General features: G+C 36.7%; 17 protein-coding genes. 5 read left to right on the plus strand and 12 right to left on the minus strand.

All coding sequences use genetic code 11. From position 1 onward, the window contains the following. Positions 1–54: 54 nt before the first annotated feature. A complete protein-coding gene (locus ACK3CR_RS17980) occupies positions 55–399 on the minus strand; it encodes a hypothetical protein (RefSeq protein ID WP_430237098.1) in 345 nt (114 codons plus the stop codon). Between the two features lie 186 nt (positions 400–585). On the opposite strand from ACK3CR_RS17980, the gene ACK3CR_RS17985 reads away from it, so the two are divergent. Continuing rightward, complete coding sequence (locus ACK3CR_RS17985) at positions 586–1,734, plus strand: hypothetical protein (protein ID WP_488975893.1); 1,149 nt, start codon at positions 586–588, stop codon at positions 1,732–1,734. Positions 1,735–1,737: 3 nt separating this feature from the next. On the opposite strand, the gene ACK3CR_RS17990 is transcribed toward ACK3CR_RS17985, so the two are convergent. The 3 genes from ACK3CR_RS17990 to ACK3CR_RS18000 form a co-directional block, all read right to left on the minus strand. Beyond that, positions 1,738–1,878: a hypothetical protein gene (locus ACK3CR_RS17990; RefSeq protein WP_019392297.1), complete on the minus strand. Its 141-nt coding sequence runs from the start codon at positions 1,876–1,878 to the stop codon at positions 1,738–1,740. A gap of 78 nt (positions 1,879–1,956) precedes the next feature. Beyond that, the gene (locus ACK3CR_RS17995) at positions 1,957–2,445 is read right to left on the minus strand and encodes a GNAT family N-acetyltransferase (protein ID WP_019392296.1); all 489 of its coding nucleotides are present in this window, start codon (positions 2,443–2,445) and stop codon (positions 1,957–1,959) included. Positions 2,446–2,522: 77 nt separating this feature from the next. After that, the gene (locus tag ACK3CR_RS18000; protein WP_328122705.1) at positions 2,523–3,272 is read right to left on the minus strand and encodes a YqcI/YcgG family protein; all 750 of its coding nucleotides are present in this window, start codon (positions 3,270–3,272) and stop codon (positions 2,523–2,525) included. 154 nt (positions 3,273–3,426) lie between these two features. On the opposite strand from ACK3CR_RS18000, the gene ACK3CR_RS18005 reads away from it, so the two are divergent. Then, on the plus strand, positions 3,427–3,729 hold the full coding sequence (locus ACK3CR_RS18005) for a hypothetical protein (RefSeq protein ID WP_243519107.1): 303 nt from the start codon (positions 3,427–3,429) through the stop codon (positions 3,727–3,729). A 17-nt stretch (positions 3,730–3,746) separates the two neighbouring features. Here ACK3CR_RS18005 and parC read toward each other — a convergent pair whose 3' ends face one another. From parC to ACK3CR_RS18020, 3 genes are all read right to left on the minus strand, one after another. After that, on the minus strand, positions 3,747–6,173 hold the full coding sequence (parC, locus tag ACK3CR_RS18010; RefSeq protein WP_488975894.1) for a DNA topoisomerase IV subunit A: 2,427 nt from the start codon (positions 6,171–6,173) through the stop codon (positions 3,747–3,749). 2 nt (positions 6,174–6,175) lie between these two features. Beyond that, on the minus strand, positions 6,176–8,143 hold the full coding sequence (gene parE, locus ACK3CR_RS18015; protein WP_488975895.1) for a DNA topoisomerase IV subunit B: 1,968 nt from the start codon (positions 8,141–8,143) through the stop codon (positions 6,176–6,178). Positions 8,144–8,401: 258 nt separating this feature from the next. Beyond that, positions 8,402–8,809, minus strand: coding sequence for a CoA-binding protein (locus tag ACK3CR_RS18020; protein WP_243519097.1), 408 nt, complete (start codon positions 8,807–8,809; stop codon positions 8,402–8,404). 272 nt (positions 8,810–9,081) lie between these two features. Here ACK3CR_RS18020 and plsY point away from each other — a divergent pair, with 272 nt between their 5' ends. Further along, a complete protein-coding gene (gene plsY, locus ACK3CR_RS18025; RefSeq protein WP_019392290.1) occupies positions 9,082–9,660 on the plus strand; it encodes a glycerol-3-phosphate 1-O-acyltransferase PlsY in 579 nt (192 codons plus the stop codon). A gap of 43 nt (positions 9,661–9,703) precedes the next feature. Here the strand turns inward: plsY and ACK3CR_RS18030 are convergent, their stop codons facing one another. Together ACK3CR_RS18030 and ACK3CR_RS18035 are read right to left on the minus strand one after the other, a co-directional pair. Continuing rightward, positions 9,704–10,480: an N-acetylmuramoyl-L-alanine amidase gene (locus ACK3CR_RS18030; protein WP_430237106.1), complete on the minus strand. Its 777-nt coding sequence runs from the start codon at positions 10,478–10,480 to the stop codon at positions 9,704–9,706. Between the two features lie 183 nt (positions 10,481–10,663). Beyond that, entirely contained in the window at positions 10,664–11,722 is a 1,059-nt protein-coding gene (locus ACK3CR_RS18035) for a M42 family metallopeptidase (RefSeq protein WP_328122703.1), read from the minus strand. A 139-nt stretch (positions 11,723–11,861) separates the two neighbouring features. Here ACK3CR_RS18035 and ku point away from each other — a divergent pair, with 139 nt between their 5' ends. Continuing rightward, positions 11,862–12,656 carry a non-homologous end joining protein Ku gene (gene ku, locus ACK3CR_RS18040; protein WP_243519092.1) on the plus strand — a complete coding sequence of 265 codons (795 nt, stop codon included), beginning with the start codon at positions 11,862–11,864 and terminating at the stop codon, positions 12,654–12,656. Positions 12,657–12,883: 227 nt separating this feature from the next. Next, positions 12,884–13,156 carry a hypothetical protein gene (locus ACK3CR_RS18045; RefSeq protein WP_243519091.1) on the plus strand — a complete coding sequence of 91 codons (273 nt, stop codon included), beginning with the start codon at positions 12,884–12,886 and terminating at the stop codon, positions 13,154–13,156. 15 nt (positions 13,157–13,171) lie between these two features. Here ACK3CR_RS18045 and ACK3CR_RS18050 read toward each other — a convergent pair whose 3' ends face one another. From ACK3CR_RS18050 to ACK3CR_RS18060, 3 genes are all read right to left on the minus strand, one after another. After that, positions 13,172–13,558, minus strand: a complete 387-nt coding sequence (locus ACK3CR_RS18050; protein ID WP_328122701.1) for a hypothetical protein — start codon at positions 13,556–13,558, stop codon at positions 13,172–13,174. Between the two features lie 132 nt (positions 13,559–13,690). Beyond that, entirely contained in the window at positions 13,691–13,876 is a 186-nt protein-coding gene (locus ACK3CR_RS18055; protein WP_061804027.1) for a hypothetical protein, read from the minus strand. Positions 13,877–13,943: 67 nt separating this feature from the next. Continuing rightward, positions 13,944–14,429 (minus strand): metal-dependent hydrolase, encoded by a 486-nt coding sequence (locus ACK3CR_RS18060; RefSeq protein ID WP_019392284.1) that lies wholly within the window; start codon positions 14,427–14,429, stop codon positions 13,944–13,946. Positions 14,430–14,528 lie beyond the last annotated feature (99 nt).

Genomic DNA, 14,528 nt, shown 5'->3' on the forward strand with positions numbered 1-14,528 from the left:
CTTCATTTAGATCACCTTTTCCATAAAAAAATTGCTGCGAGCATCGCAGCAATTTTAAATAGCCTTTAAACGACTTTCTTCTCCCTTTTGAAATAAGTGGCCATAAATAGGGTACTTCTTATCGATTTTTCCCTCTATATAATAAACATGTTGGGCTAGATTGCAAAGATGCCTCACTATAAGCTGTATATGATGTTGTGACATATTAGCAATATAAAGCTTAATTTCGCTATTTTGTTTTTTTTCAAGCGTTGAATCCGTTCTTCTTAATGCTTCTATAACAGCCCCATGCTCTTTATAATCCCACTCCGTTTTTTCTGAAAGAGAATAGAGGGCGCTTAAAATTGAAAAGTTGTCCCAATGCTTTTTGACCACTTTTTCTAACGTAATTTTCTCCATCTTCTCATCCCCTTAACTGGAAATGTGTTTTTCACGTTTACCCTTTATATATCCTTTTCCATAAAAAAGAGCTCGTCTTTCTTTTCAACAAAAAAGAAAAGAATCCTGTCATGACATTTTATTTCATTCATACGCTATTTATGATAGGGCTTTTCCAAGATATCAAAGAGAACGAGGTGAAGAGAGATGACTTCTAAAGAGCGCATGATTTCTTATATAAAAAAACTTATCTTGCATACAGATCCTTTTATTGAGAAAATGCGTACAAAAAAGAAAGAAACAGAAGCCGATGTGTCGCCTTTTTCCCTTTTTCTTTATATGATGCGTTCTCTTTTCTTTGTAGGAATGAAAATGCTTGGTGATTGGCGAAACCTCTTTTTAACATTATCTTGGCTTTTCTCTTTTTTTAATTTTCAGAGTATCCCGAAAGAATTTCATTTTATCTTTCTCTTTCTTATGATATCTGTCAATGGATTTAGAGCACTTCGTTTTTATACAATCACAAGTATGAGCAATCCCGAATCAGAGCACTTTCATTTTCATATTTATAAAAAATACAGATCTGAATATAAAGCAATACAAACTCTTTTAGACGAAGAATACTTTTCATTTAGTGAAATGAAGGAAGGTATAGAAAAGCTTGCAGATAAAGAGGAGAAACTAACAGGAGAAAAGCTTGCTCACTTTGTAGAAAAATGGCAGGAAGAGCGAGATAATCTCCTCCAAAAGTTAGCAAAAGCAAACGAGTTTAATCGTGATTTTTATGGGCTTCTTTCTCAAGCTCAAGAGAATATGGAGGAGCTTCAAATATTCGGAGAAAAAATGACAAACGAGTACCGAGATCTTCATCATCTTTTACTTCGCTTTTTACAAAAAGTAGAACTTTTAAAAAAAGAAACTTTAACACTATCAGACTTAGAATTTGGCAATCCTTATTCCATATATAGATATGATCAGAATTGCTTATATCATCTTTATAGCAGCCTTGGAATGCTCCGTAAAGTTCCTGATCATACCCTTGCTCTAGATCATCCTTCTTTAAAAGATCGTGCCATCGTTAAAGTCGCTTTTTCTCAAAGTATTTTTGAGATTGATACAAACGATCATCTTGCTTTTTTAGTTCACATCTCTAAAACGGAAAGGTGGATTATAGAAATCAAATTTCGTCACTACAAAAAGGAACTTCTAGATATATTAAGAGAAAACCCTGAAAACGAGGAGCTTACTCTGTTAGAATTAAAAGAATTTTCAACAATGTATGTACACACTCTCTTTGATATCTTATCTTTTTTATGCCGTACAATGTGTGTAGTTGCTCAACATGAAAAAGACTAAGCGTTATGCACGCTTAGTCTTTTCATTTTCATATTTTTGTAATGCTTTCTGAATCTTTTCAGTCAGAAGCTTAGCTTTAAGTTTTCGTTTTCCGCTAATTTCGTTTGCAACTTTATGATGTGTATTGTACTTATTTTCCCCCAATGTTAACGACTCCTCTCTCATTTCTACTGCTTTTTATACAGTATATTCTCTTAGACTCGTTAACTTGCGGTCTTTTCTTTATTTTATTAAAAGTTGGTACAAGAGCACATCTTGCCACTGATCAAATTTATAGCCAACTTCCTTTAACTCTCCACATAGGAAGAAACCATATCTTTTGTGCATGCTAATGCTATGCTCATTTCCTTTTGTAATGAGTGAAATAACAGCACGATGTTCATTCTCTTTAGCTAAGTGTAGTATTTCATCCATTAGGGCACGTCCAATTCCTTGGCCACGTTCCTCTCTATCCACATAAACAGATAGTTCTACCGTTTTGCTATACGCTTCTTTCTTGTTATAGGGAGAAAGTGTAGCATATCCTATAATTTTCTCCCCTTTTACTGCAACAATAAGTGGATAGCGGTGAACATGTTCATCAAACCATCCTTTTCTGTCCTCTATACTTACTTTCTCTAGATCAAACGTTGCCGTTGTATGTTCAATTGCATCATTATAGATGTCTACAATCCCTTGTAAATCTTTTTCTACTGCATACCTAATATTCATTCTCTCTCTCCCCTTTTATCCTTATCCTTTTATTTCAGCACATTTTATAAAAAAAGAAAAGAGAGAAAAATAGTTAATTAACGATCTTTTCTTGTGGACTGAAATTTTTCAGTCTTTGCTCGAAATGGACACTGTCCAACAGGTCTATCATTTGTATCACGTAAAAAGTATTTTCGCCATTCTTTTTGCTGCTGTAATGTGTTCCATCCAAGTGCTGGGTGTGGAGAAATTTGATCATACGCTATAACTTCTTTTTTCACTCCTGTTACAAGGTCCCTCAACTCTTCATTTTCTTCTTTTAGAATCTCTCTTGGTTGAAAAACAATTGTAAAATTAGGACTATACCTGCTTTTTCGTTTCTCATGTGCAGGAGTCTGACAGATAAGAGAAAATGGCTGTCCAGCGAAGCAAAACTGCCAGTTTGGATGATTAGGGGTTTTAGCGATATGCTGAGGCCATCCTCCTTCATCAACAACGTGCAAATATTGAATAGTATCCCAAAACTGTCGTTCATATTCTTTTATATCTTGAACAGGCCCACGCTCTCTAAAAAGTGCAATAAGAGCCGTTTTTTTATTTTGTGGAGCTATTTTTTCAACATAATGTTTAATCCCTTCAGCAAACTGCTTAAGCGAATAATATTTATAAATAGAATCTACAAAAGTAAAATAAAGCATCTCATCTTTAAAAGCATCAACAGCAGCTTGACAAGGGTAGTTTTCGATAAGTACTTCTCGTTCAAATTTTGCAAAAGCTTTTTTCCCCCATTCAGGGATATCAACTGAGCCGTGGATTTGTTGTGGTGTATAAAGATATTGGATGTTCATGCTTCTCCTCCTCCAATGTACTCATATCAAAGTTTATTATTCTCCTAAAAAAATTATGATTAGTTTTTCACATCCCTCTTTTTTACTCAAAAACTTGAATTAACAATTATTATTTTTGTATAATAAAATTAAACATAAATTGGAAGGTGTTCTAATGAATATTCATACTTTACGTTCTTTCTTTTTGTTTAGTGTATGTAGTCTTCTTTTTTATACTTCTTGGCATTCTCTTGTGTTTTCTCCCCTCATTAGTGCTTTACGCTCCCCTTCTTTCCCTTTTTTTCAAATTCTCCTTTATCTTGCTTTTACATTGGGGCTTACAACCTCAATTGGACGAAAGCTTCATTCTTTCATTGCGCAAAACTGCTCAACAAAAAAAGAGCGGTATAAAATACTCGCTCTTTTTGGTGTTATTCATATAACTGCGTTAACAGTATATATTTCAATGCTGTTTTAAGGGAGAGTCGCGAAAACTCACGACTCTTTCTCTATCCACATCGAAATAATTTTTCCAACCTCAGCTTCATCCATTATAAATGAACCATTACTGTACAGCTCGCTAACACGAATATTAGCTGGAATTACTTTTTCAGACATTCCTTTTGCTGATTCTATCCTAATAGCTCTGTTTTCCTTTACAATTGTAAAGCCAATTAGGTTATGAGGATTAGATTTAACCGTTCTGAGAATCATTGTTCCCCTTTTTGCTCTTGATGTTTGCTCCACTTCTTTTAAGTTCATTTTCTTAACGGCTCCTCTTTGCGTAACAAAGATGGCCTGTGTTTCCTCATGCTGTGTTATAAACGTTTCAGCCCCTATAACAACATCCTCATCTTTCAGATTGATTCCTTTTACTCCTGCTGCCCGTGGTCCTACAACATTGATTTCTTCCTCATTATAAAGTAAAATATAGCCTGCCTTTGTACCAAGTAAAATGCGACTATTACCTGATGTACGCATCACAGAAACAACTTCGTCGTCTCCTTTAACATTTAAAGCCATTAACGGTCTTGAATAGCGCTGGGCTTTAAAACTTTTTAACTCCGTTCTTTTCACCATACCGTTCTTTGTTGCAAAAAGAAGATAATCCTCCTTCTTAAAGTCCTCAATTGGCAATGCCTGAATAAGATGCTCTTCTTTATCAAGAGGAATAAGGCTTGATACATGCTGTCCAAGATCTTTCCAGCGGATATCTGGAAGCTCGTGAATTGGCATATATAAGTAGCTCCCCTTATTTGTAAATAATAGAAGAGTTTCAGTTGTATTCACCTCAAAACAGCCTAAAATATGATCTGTTTCTTTCATACCAAAATCTTGGCCATTTGAAGCATTGTAAGAGCGAAGGCTTGTTCTTTTCACATATCCGTCATTCGTTACCGTTACCATTACATCTTCTGACGGTACCATCACTTCTAAATTAATTTTTAGCTCTTCAATCTCTTCCTCAATTGCTGTAAAACGATCTGTTTTATATGTTTTCTTAACTTGGCGAAGTTCCTTTTTAATAAGAGAGAGAAGCTTTTGTTCACTATTCAAGATTTGCTCAAGCTCTTCAATTTTCTGCTGTAGCTCTTCACTTTCTCCTCTTAATGCTGTGATATCAGTGTTCGTTAAACGATAAAGCTGGAGAGATACAATAGCTTCAGCTTGAGCTTCTGTAAATTCATAGTTTTTAATTAAGTTATTTTTCGCATCTCTTTTATCTTTTGAAGCTCGAATTGTGGCAATCACTTCATCAAGTATAGAGAGAGCTTTAATAAGTCCTGCTACAATATGCTCGCGTTCTTTTGCTTTTTCCCACTCATATTTCGAACGATTAATCACAACTTCTTTTTGATGATCAATATATGCATCTAAAATGGTTGGTAACGTCATTAATTTTGGACGTCCTTTGTGGATAGCAACCATGTTGAAATTGTATGGAATTTGTAAATCCGTGTTTTTGTAAAGATAATGCAGAATTCCTTGAGCATTTCCATCCTTTTTAAGCTCAATTACAATGCGAAGACCAGTGCGGTCCGTCTCATCTCGCACTTCCGCAATTCCTTCTACTTTGCGATCTAGACGAAGTTCATCCATTTTCTTCACAAGATTTGCCTTATTTACTTCATATGGAATTTCTGTAATGACAATCTGTTCTTTTCCGCCTTTAAGGCTTTCAACACTCGCTTTACCACGAACAATGATTTTTCCTTTTCCTGTTTCATATGCCTTTTTAATTCCTGCTACACCTTGGATAATACCACCCGTTGGAAAATCCGGTCCTTTAATGACGCTCATAAGCTCTTCTACTGTAGCTTGTTTTTTGTCAATTCTCATGATTGCAGCATCGATAACTTCCACAAGATTGTGAGGAGGAATATCTGTAGCATAACCAGCTGAAATTCCTGTTGATCCATTTACAAGTAAATTTGGAAAATGAGCTGGTAAAACGGTTGGCTCAGTGCTTGTATCATCAAAGTTTGAGACAAATTCTACTGTGTTTTTATCAATATCCCGTAAAAGCTCTTGTGAAATAGAAGATAGGCGTGCCTCTGTATAACGCATTGCAGCTGGAGGGTCTCCATCAATACTTCCGTTATTTCCGTGCATTTCAATTAAAACATTGCGTACTTTCCAATCTTGACTCATTCTGACCATTGCATCGTAAACAGATGAATCACCGTGCGGGTGATAGTTACCGATAACATTTCCCACTGTTTTAGCAGATTTACGAAATCCTTTTTCAGCCGTATTTCCATCTACGTGCATCGCATATAAAATACGACGCTGCACTGGTTTTAATCCGTCTCTCGCATCAGGCAGTGCACGTTCTTGAATAATATATTTACTATAGCGACCAAATCTGTCACCTAAAACATCCTCTAATGGTAAATCTAAATAGCGTTCTGTTTGTTCCATTTTCATTCCTCCTCCGCGACCGTTACATGTTCGTTATCTAGAATGTTTGGATCCTCGTCAAGCCCGAACTCTACGTGGCTTTCAATCCATTTACGACGCGGTTCTACCTTGTCACCCATAAGTGTTGTAACGCGACGCTCAGCCCGTGCCGCATCATCAATACGTACTCGAATAAGCGTTCTCGTGCCAGGGTTCATCGTTGTTTCCCAAAGCTGATCAGCGTTCATTTCCCCAAGACCTTTATAACGCTGAATCATATAGCCTCTTCCGACCTTTTTAATGGCTCCTTGAAGCTCATCATCACTCCATGCATATTCAATGACTTCTTTTTTACCGCTTCCTTTACTTACTTTATAAAGCGGTGGAAGAGCGATAAATACTTTTCCTTCTTCGATTAAATCTTTCATATAGCGATAGAAAAAAGTAAGCAGGAGAACTTGAATATGAGCCCCATCCGTATCTGCATCTGTCATAATCACAACTTTATCGTAATTTGTATCTCCAACCGAAAATTCAGGCCCAACGCCAGCACCAATTGCATGAATGATCGTGTTAATTTCTTCATTTTTAAATATATCTGCAAGCTTTGCTTTTTCGGTATTAATGACTTTCCCTCTTAGCGGTAGAACAGCTTGAAAGCGACGATCACGACCTTGTTTAGCAGATCCTCCTGCTGAGTCTCCCTCAACAAGGTAAAGTTCATTTCGATTTGGGTTACGCGATTGAGCAGGCGTCAATTTTCCGCTTAATACAGCCTCTGATTTTTTTCGTTTCTTGCCTGTTCTCGCTTCTTCACGAGCTTTGCGAGCTGCTTCTCTTGCAAGACGTGCTTTAATTGCTTTTTTGACAAGCATAGAGCTTACATCTGCGTTTTCTTCTAAATAATAAGATAAATGCTCTGCAACTACAGCATCAACGGCAGAACGTGCTTCACTTGTACCAAGCTTCCCTTTTGTTTGCCCTTCAAACTGCAAAAGCTCCTCAGGCACACGAACAGAAACAATCGCAGCAAGCCCTTCGCGTATGTCTGTCCCTTCAAGGTTTTTATCACGTTCTTTCAACAAGTTTGTTCTGCGTGCATATTCATTAAACGCACGCGTCATTGCGCTTTTAGCACCAGCCTCATGCGTTCCTCCATCTTTTGTACGAACATTGTTAACAAATGATAAAATATTCTCTGAATATCCATCATTAAACTGAAAGGCAAAATCAATTTCAATTCCATTTTGCTCCCCTTCGAAAGAACACACTGAATGAAGGATATCTTTATCTTCATTTAAATATTGAACAAAAGCTTCAATTCCATTCTCATAATGATAGAGCGCTTTTTCATCATGTCGCTCATCAATGATTTCAATCTTCATGCCTTTTAATAAGAAAGCAGATTCTCGTAAGCGCTCACTTAGTGTCTCATAGTTATAAGTTGTTGTAGAAAAAATAGTTGGATCTGGTTTAAAGTGGATGGTTGTTCCCGTTTGATTCGTTTTTCCAATCTTTTCAAGCGTTGTGACGGGTTTTCCGCCATTTTCAAAACGTTGTTCGTATTTAATACCATCTCTCTTGATGGTAACAACGAGCCACTCTGATAAGGCATTCACAACAGAGGCCCCAACACCGTGAAGACCTCCGCTCGTTTTATAGCCGCCTTGTCCAAATTTCCCTCCTGCATGAAGCACAGTTAAAATAACTTCTGGCGTCGGTTTCCCTAATTTGTGCATTCCTGTTGGCATACCGCGCCCTTTATCACTTACAGAAATTGAATTATCCTTGTGAATCGTTACCTTTATATAATCTCCGAAACCAGCAAGTGCTTCGTCGACTGAGTTATCTACCACTTCATATACTAAATGATGAAGTCCGCGACTGTCTGTACTTCCAATGTACATTCCCGGACGTTTTCGTACTGCGTCAAGCCCCTCTAGCACTTGAATCGCATCTTCGTTGTAACTAAATGATTGTTTCGTAGTCAAGCAACATTCCCCTTTCAAACAACTTCTTTATGTATAGCAACACATTTTACCCTAATATCTCACAATTTATAAATGATATGTGATGATGTCTTTTCTTATATTAAAACAAAAAGGGAACGTGTGTTTTGTATTTTACCATAACTTGCTTAAAATGAAAACGGCGTTCTTCATAAACAAGCTATAATAAGCCTTTTTCTCTATATTATTGTAGCATAACACTAACAGGTAACCCGATGTCATATGACATCGGGTTATGGTTTATTTTGTTAAAGCATGTTCAACTTTAATACAGCGGTCCATAACAGGCTTGTATCCTTTGGAAACAAGCAGATCATATGCTTCTTGATTTACAACTCCGAGCTGGGACCAAAACACATCTGCATCAATTTCTAAAAATTCTTTTGCAACGTCTACTAAATGTTCCGAGCGGCGAAACACGTTTACAATATCAACATGTTCTTTAATATCAGTAAGAGAGGCAACAGCAGGAACACCGAGTACTTCCTTTACGTTCGGGTTTACTGGGATAATTTCATACCCTGCTTTTTGCATAGCCTCTGATACAAGATAAGATGTTCGATCTTTATTGTCTGAAAGACCGACAACCGCAATCTTTTTGCTATCTTTCAATATTTTTCCAAGCTCTTCTCGAGAAGGTATATTCATGTTCTTCACTCCTTAGCTATTCTTTAGATTAAACGAAAATCCTGTTAATTTCAAAAAAGTTGTCCAATTTGCCATAAGTTAATGTCCTTCATAAAACGTTTATTCTTAAGTTTTTGTTTCAAAGCTTATAAATTTATTATAGCTTTTACTATTTTGCCATACATTTATGAAATATTTCTATTAACAATATAATATTTCATGATAAAATGAGATGAACTTGTATGTGAACGAGTGTAAATTAGTGAACATATACATATAAAGGAGCTTAACACATGACCATTTTTCTTTTGGTACTTGCTTATCTTCTCGGCTCTATTCCATTTGGTTTAATTGTTGGGAAAGTAGGCTATGGCATTGATATTCGAGAACACGGAAGTGGAAACTTAGGGGCCACAAATACATTCCGTACATTAGGAAAAAAAGCTGGTATTATTGTAACAGTAGCTGATATTTTAAAAGGAACTGTCGCAACGGTCATTCCACTTCTTGTTGGTGCTGATATGAATGCATTATTCTTTGGTATTTTTGCAGTTGTAGGACATGTTTTCCCTCTTTTTGCAAAATTCCGCGGTGGAAAAGCGGTTGCAACGAGCGCAGGTATTCTTCTTGGATATACGCCGCTGCTGTTTGTCGGGATTCTTGTATGCTTCATCATCTGTCTTTATCTATCTAAATATGTATCCCTATCCTCCGTCATTACAGCCGTTCTTGCTTTCGCCTATACATTTTTTGTTGATGATATTCCACTTCGTATTATTATGGGTCTCATTGCTTTTATTGTAGTTTACCGCCATCTTGCCAATATGAAACGTATTTTAAACAAAACAGAGCCAAAAATCACTTGGCTATAAGGTAAAAAAGGTGACAAGATTGTCACCTTTTTACGTTCCATTTCTATCGCCCAATTAAGATAGCGTTTAAAAAGATGGCTTCATCAACAGTCAATGTTTTATTTTGAGCTTTTTTTGTCCACTGATCGCTCTTTAAAACACCGCTTTGGTTTGCTTTGGCATAAACTTCTGCAAGCTCTTTCCATTGCCACTCTTGTAAGTTCAACGTTCTTCCTCCTTCATTTTCCCCCGGCTGCTCCGGCGCTGGCGTCGGTTTTGGCTGAGAAATTGGTGCAACACCTAGTGTTTTGGCAATTGCTCGGGCATGAGCTTCTCCTACCGCTTTTAAAAACGCTTCATTTTTCAAAAGATTTGCATCTGCTGTTCGGTCAATAAATAAATTTTCCGTTAAATTAGCAGGCATTGTTGTTTGACGAAGAACTGCATAGTTTGCTTGTTTTTGACCTCTGTCTCCTACATTTCCAAACGACCTCATGGCTGTTAAAATTTCAGAATGAAGATTGCTCTGTAAAGAGAGGGTTGTTGAACTCGCTCTCCCTGTAAATCGGTACGTTTCAAAGCCTGTCCCTCCACCTGAATTAATATGAATGGAAACAAAGAGATTCGCTTTAAAAGCATTAGCTTGTTGACTTCTGCTATTAAGAGATATAAACCGATCGTCAGAACGCGTCATTCGTACAACAATTCCCCGGTAGTTAGCAAGCAAATAATCTCTTGTATATATAGCGATTTTTAGTGTTAAATTCTTTTCCTGAAGTCCATTGGCTACTCCACCTGGATCTGTTCCACCATGTCCTGGATCAAGCATCACTTTTACCATGTTTTCACCACCTCATTCTTTTCTATTTCTATGAAAAATGCTTATACTCTACTATATGAATTCTATTAAATATCGGTACAAAAATGTGCATTCCCCCCCCTTTCTCTTTCTTTTTACAAAAATCCAAGAAAAAAGGGGTAAACAAAAAGCCGCTTAAGTTTAGAAACTTAAGCGGCTTTTTATTTACTCTGTAGAAAACGTCCCAACTGTTCTTTCATCCAACTTCCGAACAACTTCGACGATGAGCTTTGTAGCATCTTCAAGATCTCGCTTACTTACCATTGAAACATGGCTATGTATATAGCGGGCTGCAACACTAATGACAATGGTCGGAACTCCCTGTTTATAAAGGTGGAGCTTCCCTGCATCTGTTCCTCCTCCTGTCATAATTTCAGTTTGATAAGAAATATTTTGCTCTTCTGCTGTTTGAATGACAAGATTACGAAACGGGATGTTTGGAATCATTGAAGCATCTAAAAAACTGATAAGGGGGCCTCCTCCAAGCTTCGGTTTGTCTTCTCCTCCCATGCCTGGTCCATCTTCTGCAATCCCAACGTCCAACACAATAGCAACATCAGGGTCAATCATGTAAGGCGAAGTTCCCGCTCCTCTTAAACCTACTTCTTCCTGAACAGTTGCTCCAGCAAACACCATATTAGGATGATCCTCTCCAAGCTCTTTTAAAGACTGAAGCGCAAGATAGCAACCAGCTCGATTATCAAGGGCTTTAGCTAAGATTGTATCTTCATCTGGGAGCATTTCAAAAGGACAAATAGGAATAATAGGATCTCCTTGATGAATGCCCCATTCTTTTACTTGTTCTTTGTTTTTGGCACCAATATCAATAAACATCTCACGAATGGGGTATACCTTACTTCGTTCCTCAGGTTGTAAAATATGGGGTGGTTTAGAACCAATAACTCCTGTGAATGTCCTTTTCTCTGTTACAATTTGAACACGCTGTGATAAGAGAACCTGATCCCACCATCCACCAAGCGGTGAAAAACGTAAATAACCGTCTTTTGTAATCTCAGAAACCATAAACGCTACTTCATCCATGTGGCCAGCGATCATTACTTTAACTTTATTTTCCTTTCCCTCTTTCCCACCAAAAATACTACCAAGACCGTCATATACAATCTCTGCCCCACAAGATGTCAGTTCTTCTTCCATAATATTACGAACGTGCTTTTCAAATCCAGGAGCTCCTGGTGTTTCTGTTAGTTTCTTTAACAAATCCATCTATTACACCTTCTTTTTGGTTTCTCATTGTTTAGAATGAGAGAAACTAGGTACTTTTATACAAAAAAAGCAACTTATCCTAAAACTCATGTTATAAATCTAAAATGAAAGAGAAACAATATGGAAAAGAGGTGAAAATATGCTTCATACAATTTGGAAAGGTCAGCTTCATTTTGGAACGATTGAAGTACCTATTAGACTTCATTCAGCTGTTGAAAATTCTGATGTTAAGCTCCGATTGCTTCATCGAGAATGCTCAACACCGATCAAACAGAAACGAATTTGTCCACACTGTAATGTAGAAGTTGACCACAATGATTTAGTTCGTGGGTATGAGCGTGAAGACGGAACTTTTATTCAGCTAGAAGAGGAAGAAATAAATATGGTAAAAGCTCCTTTCTTAGGTAAAGAACTTTCCATCTTTCATTTTCTAAAAAAAGCAGAGGTTGATCCTCTTTACTATAATAAAACTTTTTTTGTACTTCCTTTAAAAGAAAACATTAAAGCCTATGAAATTCTTCGAGCGGCATTACAAGCTACAAATACGTTTGCTTTGACAAAGATATTTTTATATTCAAGCGATCAATATGCTGTTATTCGCGCCTATGAAAACATATTAGCTCTTCACACTCTTCATCCTTATGAAAATATACGTCATGTAAGAGACGATAGGTTATCAAATCAGGTTTCAGGTCAAGACCAAAAGCTTGCTGTAGACCTTATCGAAAACTTAACAGAACCTTTTCAGCCAGAAGTATTTCATGATGACTATCAAGAAGCGCTTCTTAAGTATATCCATGAAAAAGAAGAAAAGCCAAAGCAAGAAAGAACAATTGCTCATATGATGGAAGCGCTAAAAGCAAGTATTGATCAATCTATGATTGAAACAAAGCCTCCTAAAAATATGAATAAGAAACCACGAGCTACCAGCTAATTATTTCCTTTCACTTTGTTCACATTCTCATATCCAAATTTCAAAAAGTCGGTATATAATTATTTCAGCATGGGGATTAGTTTTAACCCTTATTGTACAATCGGGATGAAGAATGTAACTTACATCAAACTTGAACGTAAGTTTGAATATAAAGGAGAATTTCTTAACATACTGCTCAACAAGAGACGTTTTATATGTTCAAGCATATCTTCCAATTGACGTGAACTATGTATCGTATTGGTTGGTGGGCATATTATGGAAGCGTACTGGCGGATACGTGGAGAATTTCATACGAAGGCATTCCAGCAGAAGCGCTTGATCTTGTTCAAAAAACCGATTCTTCTCTGAATATTAACCATACTGGCTTTGATGTTGCCATTTGTAATGGCAACATGCACCTTTTGAATTTAATGTTATGTTTGGAAATCAAGGGCTTCGAAGTCCTCATTTTTACCAACTTTCACCCAAAATCAAGCTGGATAACTAAAAATCCCCCTTAAAGAAGGGGGATTTTATTAAGTAAATTTATATACATTTTCATCATCTGTTGGAGTAAGCGTTCCGTACTGAGACGGTACTTTAGCATACCGAGTTACTTTATTATCTTTAACGAACACGATAAGCTGATGGCTGTCGCTTTTTGAGATTCCTGTGGAACTAGCATTTGGCCAAGCAAAGCCTAATGTTTTGTTAATTTCTTTCACAGACGTATTTCCTGGGAATACATATAGGTTGTCCCATTTAAAATCAAAAGCTTGATCAAAATCAATAATATGACTTTCCTGTGCTTCTGCGATGATTTGTTTTTCGAGAAATAATTTATTTTTTTCGCTTAAGCCTTGATCAATGGCAAAAATTGCGAGCAGAAGCAACATCGTGACGAATAATATTCTCCTCACCATAGGATCCTCCCTATTTTCATCTACTCTTTTATTTTACTCACTTGCTATATGACTTACAACCCCTTTTTCATTACGGAGACATTACGAACTTTTTGCATTTTTGCAATAAAAAAGCATCCCAAACGGATGCTTTTACATAACTAAAAGAGAAACAACCATCGTCACGGTCACAGCTAAAATAATGAGGGCAAGCAAGAAGCGAAATAATCGCTTGGGCGTTAAATGAATCTCCTCATTTTTTCCATCATCTAATAAATGTACCATTAACCAAGCTGCTAAAATTAAAATAATAACAGAAGCAAACAACTGCATGACCATTTCTTACCACCCTTTCGCCCTTTTTTATAACATATGCATAAAAAGGGCGGATGGTTTATATAAATAGTTAAAAAACCGTCACAAACAGTTTATATCTGTACACAATATATACAAAAGCAACAAGTGCTACAACAAGAAGTGCTCTCTCCTGAACCGTTCCTGTTTTGTACGTAAGTGGTGCACGAAACTTCTTTTTTGTAAACGGAAAGAAAAGCGGTACACCTTGCCTAGAGAAGAAATCCCCAATAATATGAAAAACATACCCTAAACTCAATCCAAGGGTGAAATCATTCTGAAACTTGTAATAAAGAAGCGAAAACAAAAGCCAAAATAAAAGCGAATGCGTTAGCCCTCTATGCCCAAACGTTTTTTTGATTAGTTTTGATAAACCAAACGTTCGGCGCCCTACAAAAGAATTTGGCTCGTCAATGTCAGGAAGCAAACTTCCAATCACAATTCCTCCTAAGCAAGCAACAGAAAAAGGCACGTTCGTAACCGTTGTAAGATATGTACCGGCAGCAAGTGATGTTGCCACATGTGTAGAATAGTTCAAATTTGCCACCTTCTCTAAATTAATGCAATAAAAGATAATTATAAGAAAGATTTTCCTTTCTGTCAAAAAACATAAAAAAGACCTTTCTGAAAAAGGTCT

It is taken from the genome of Priestia sp. TRM10 (assembly GCF_057808375.1).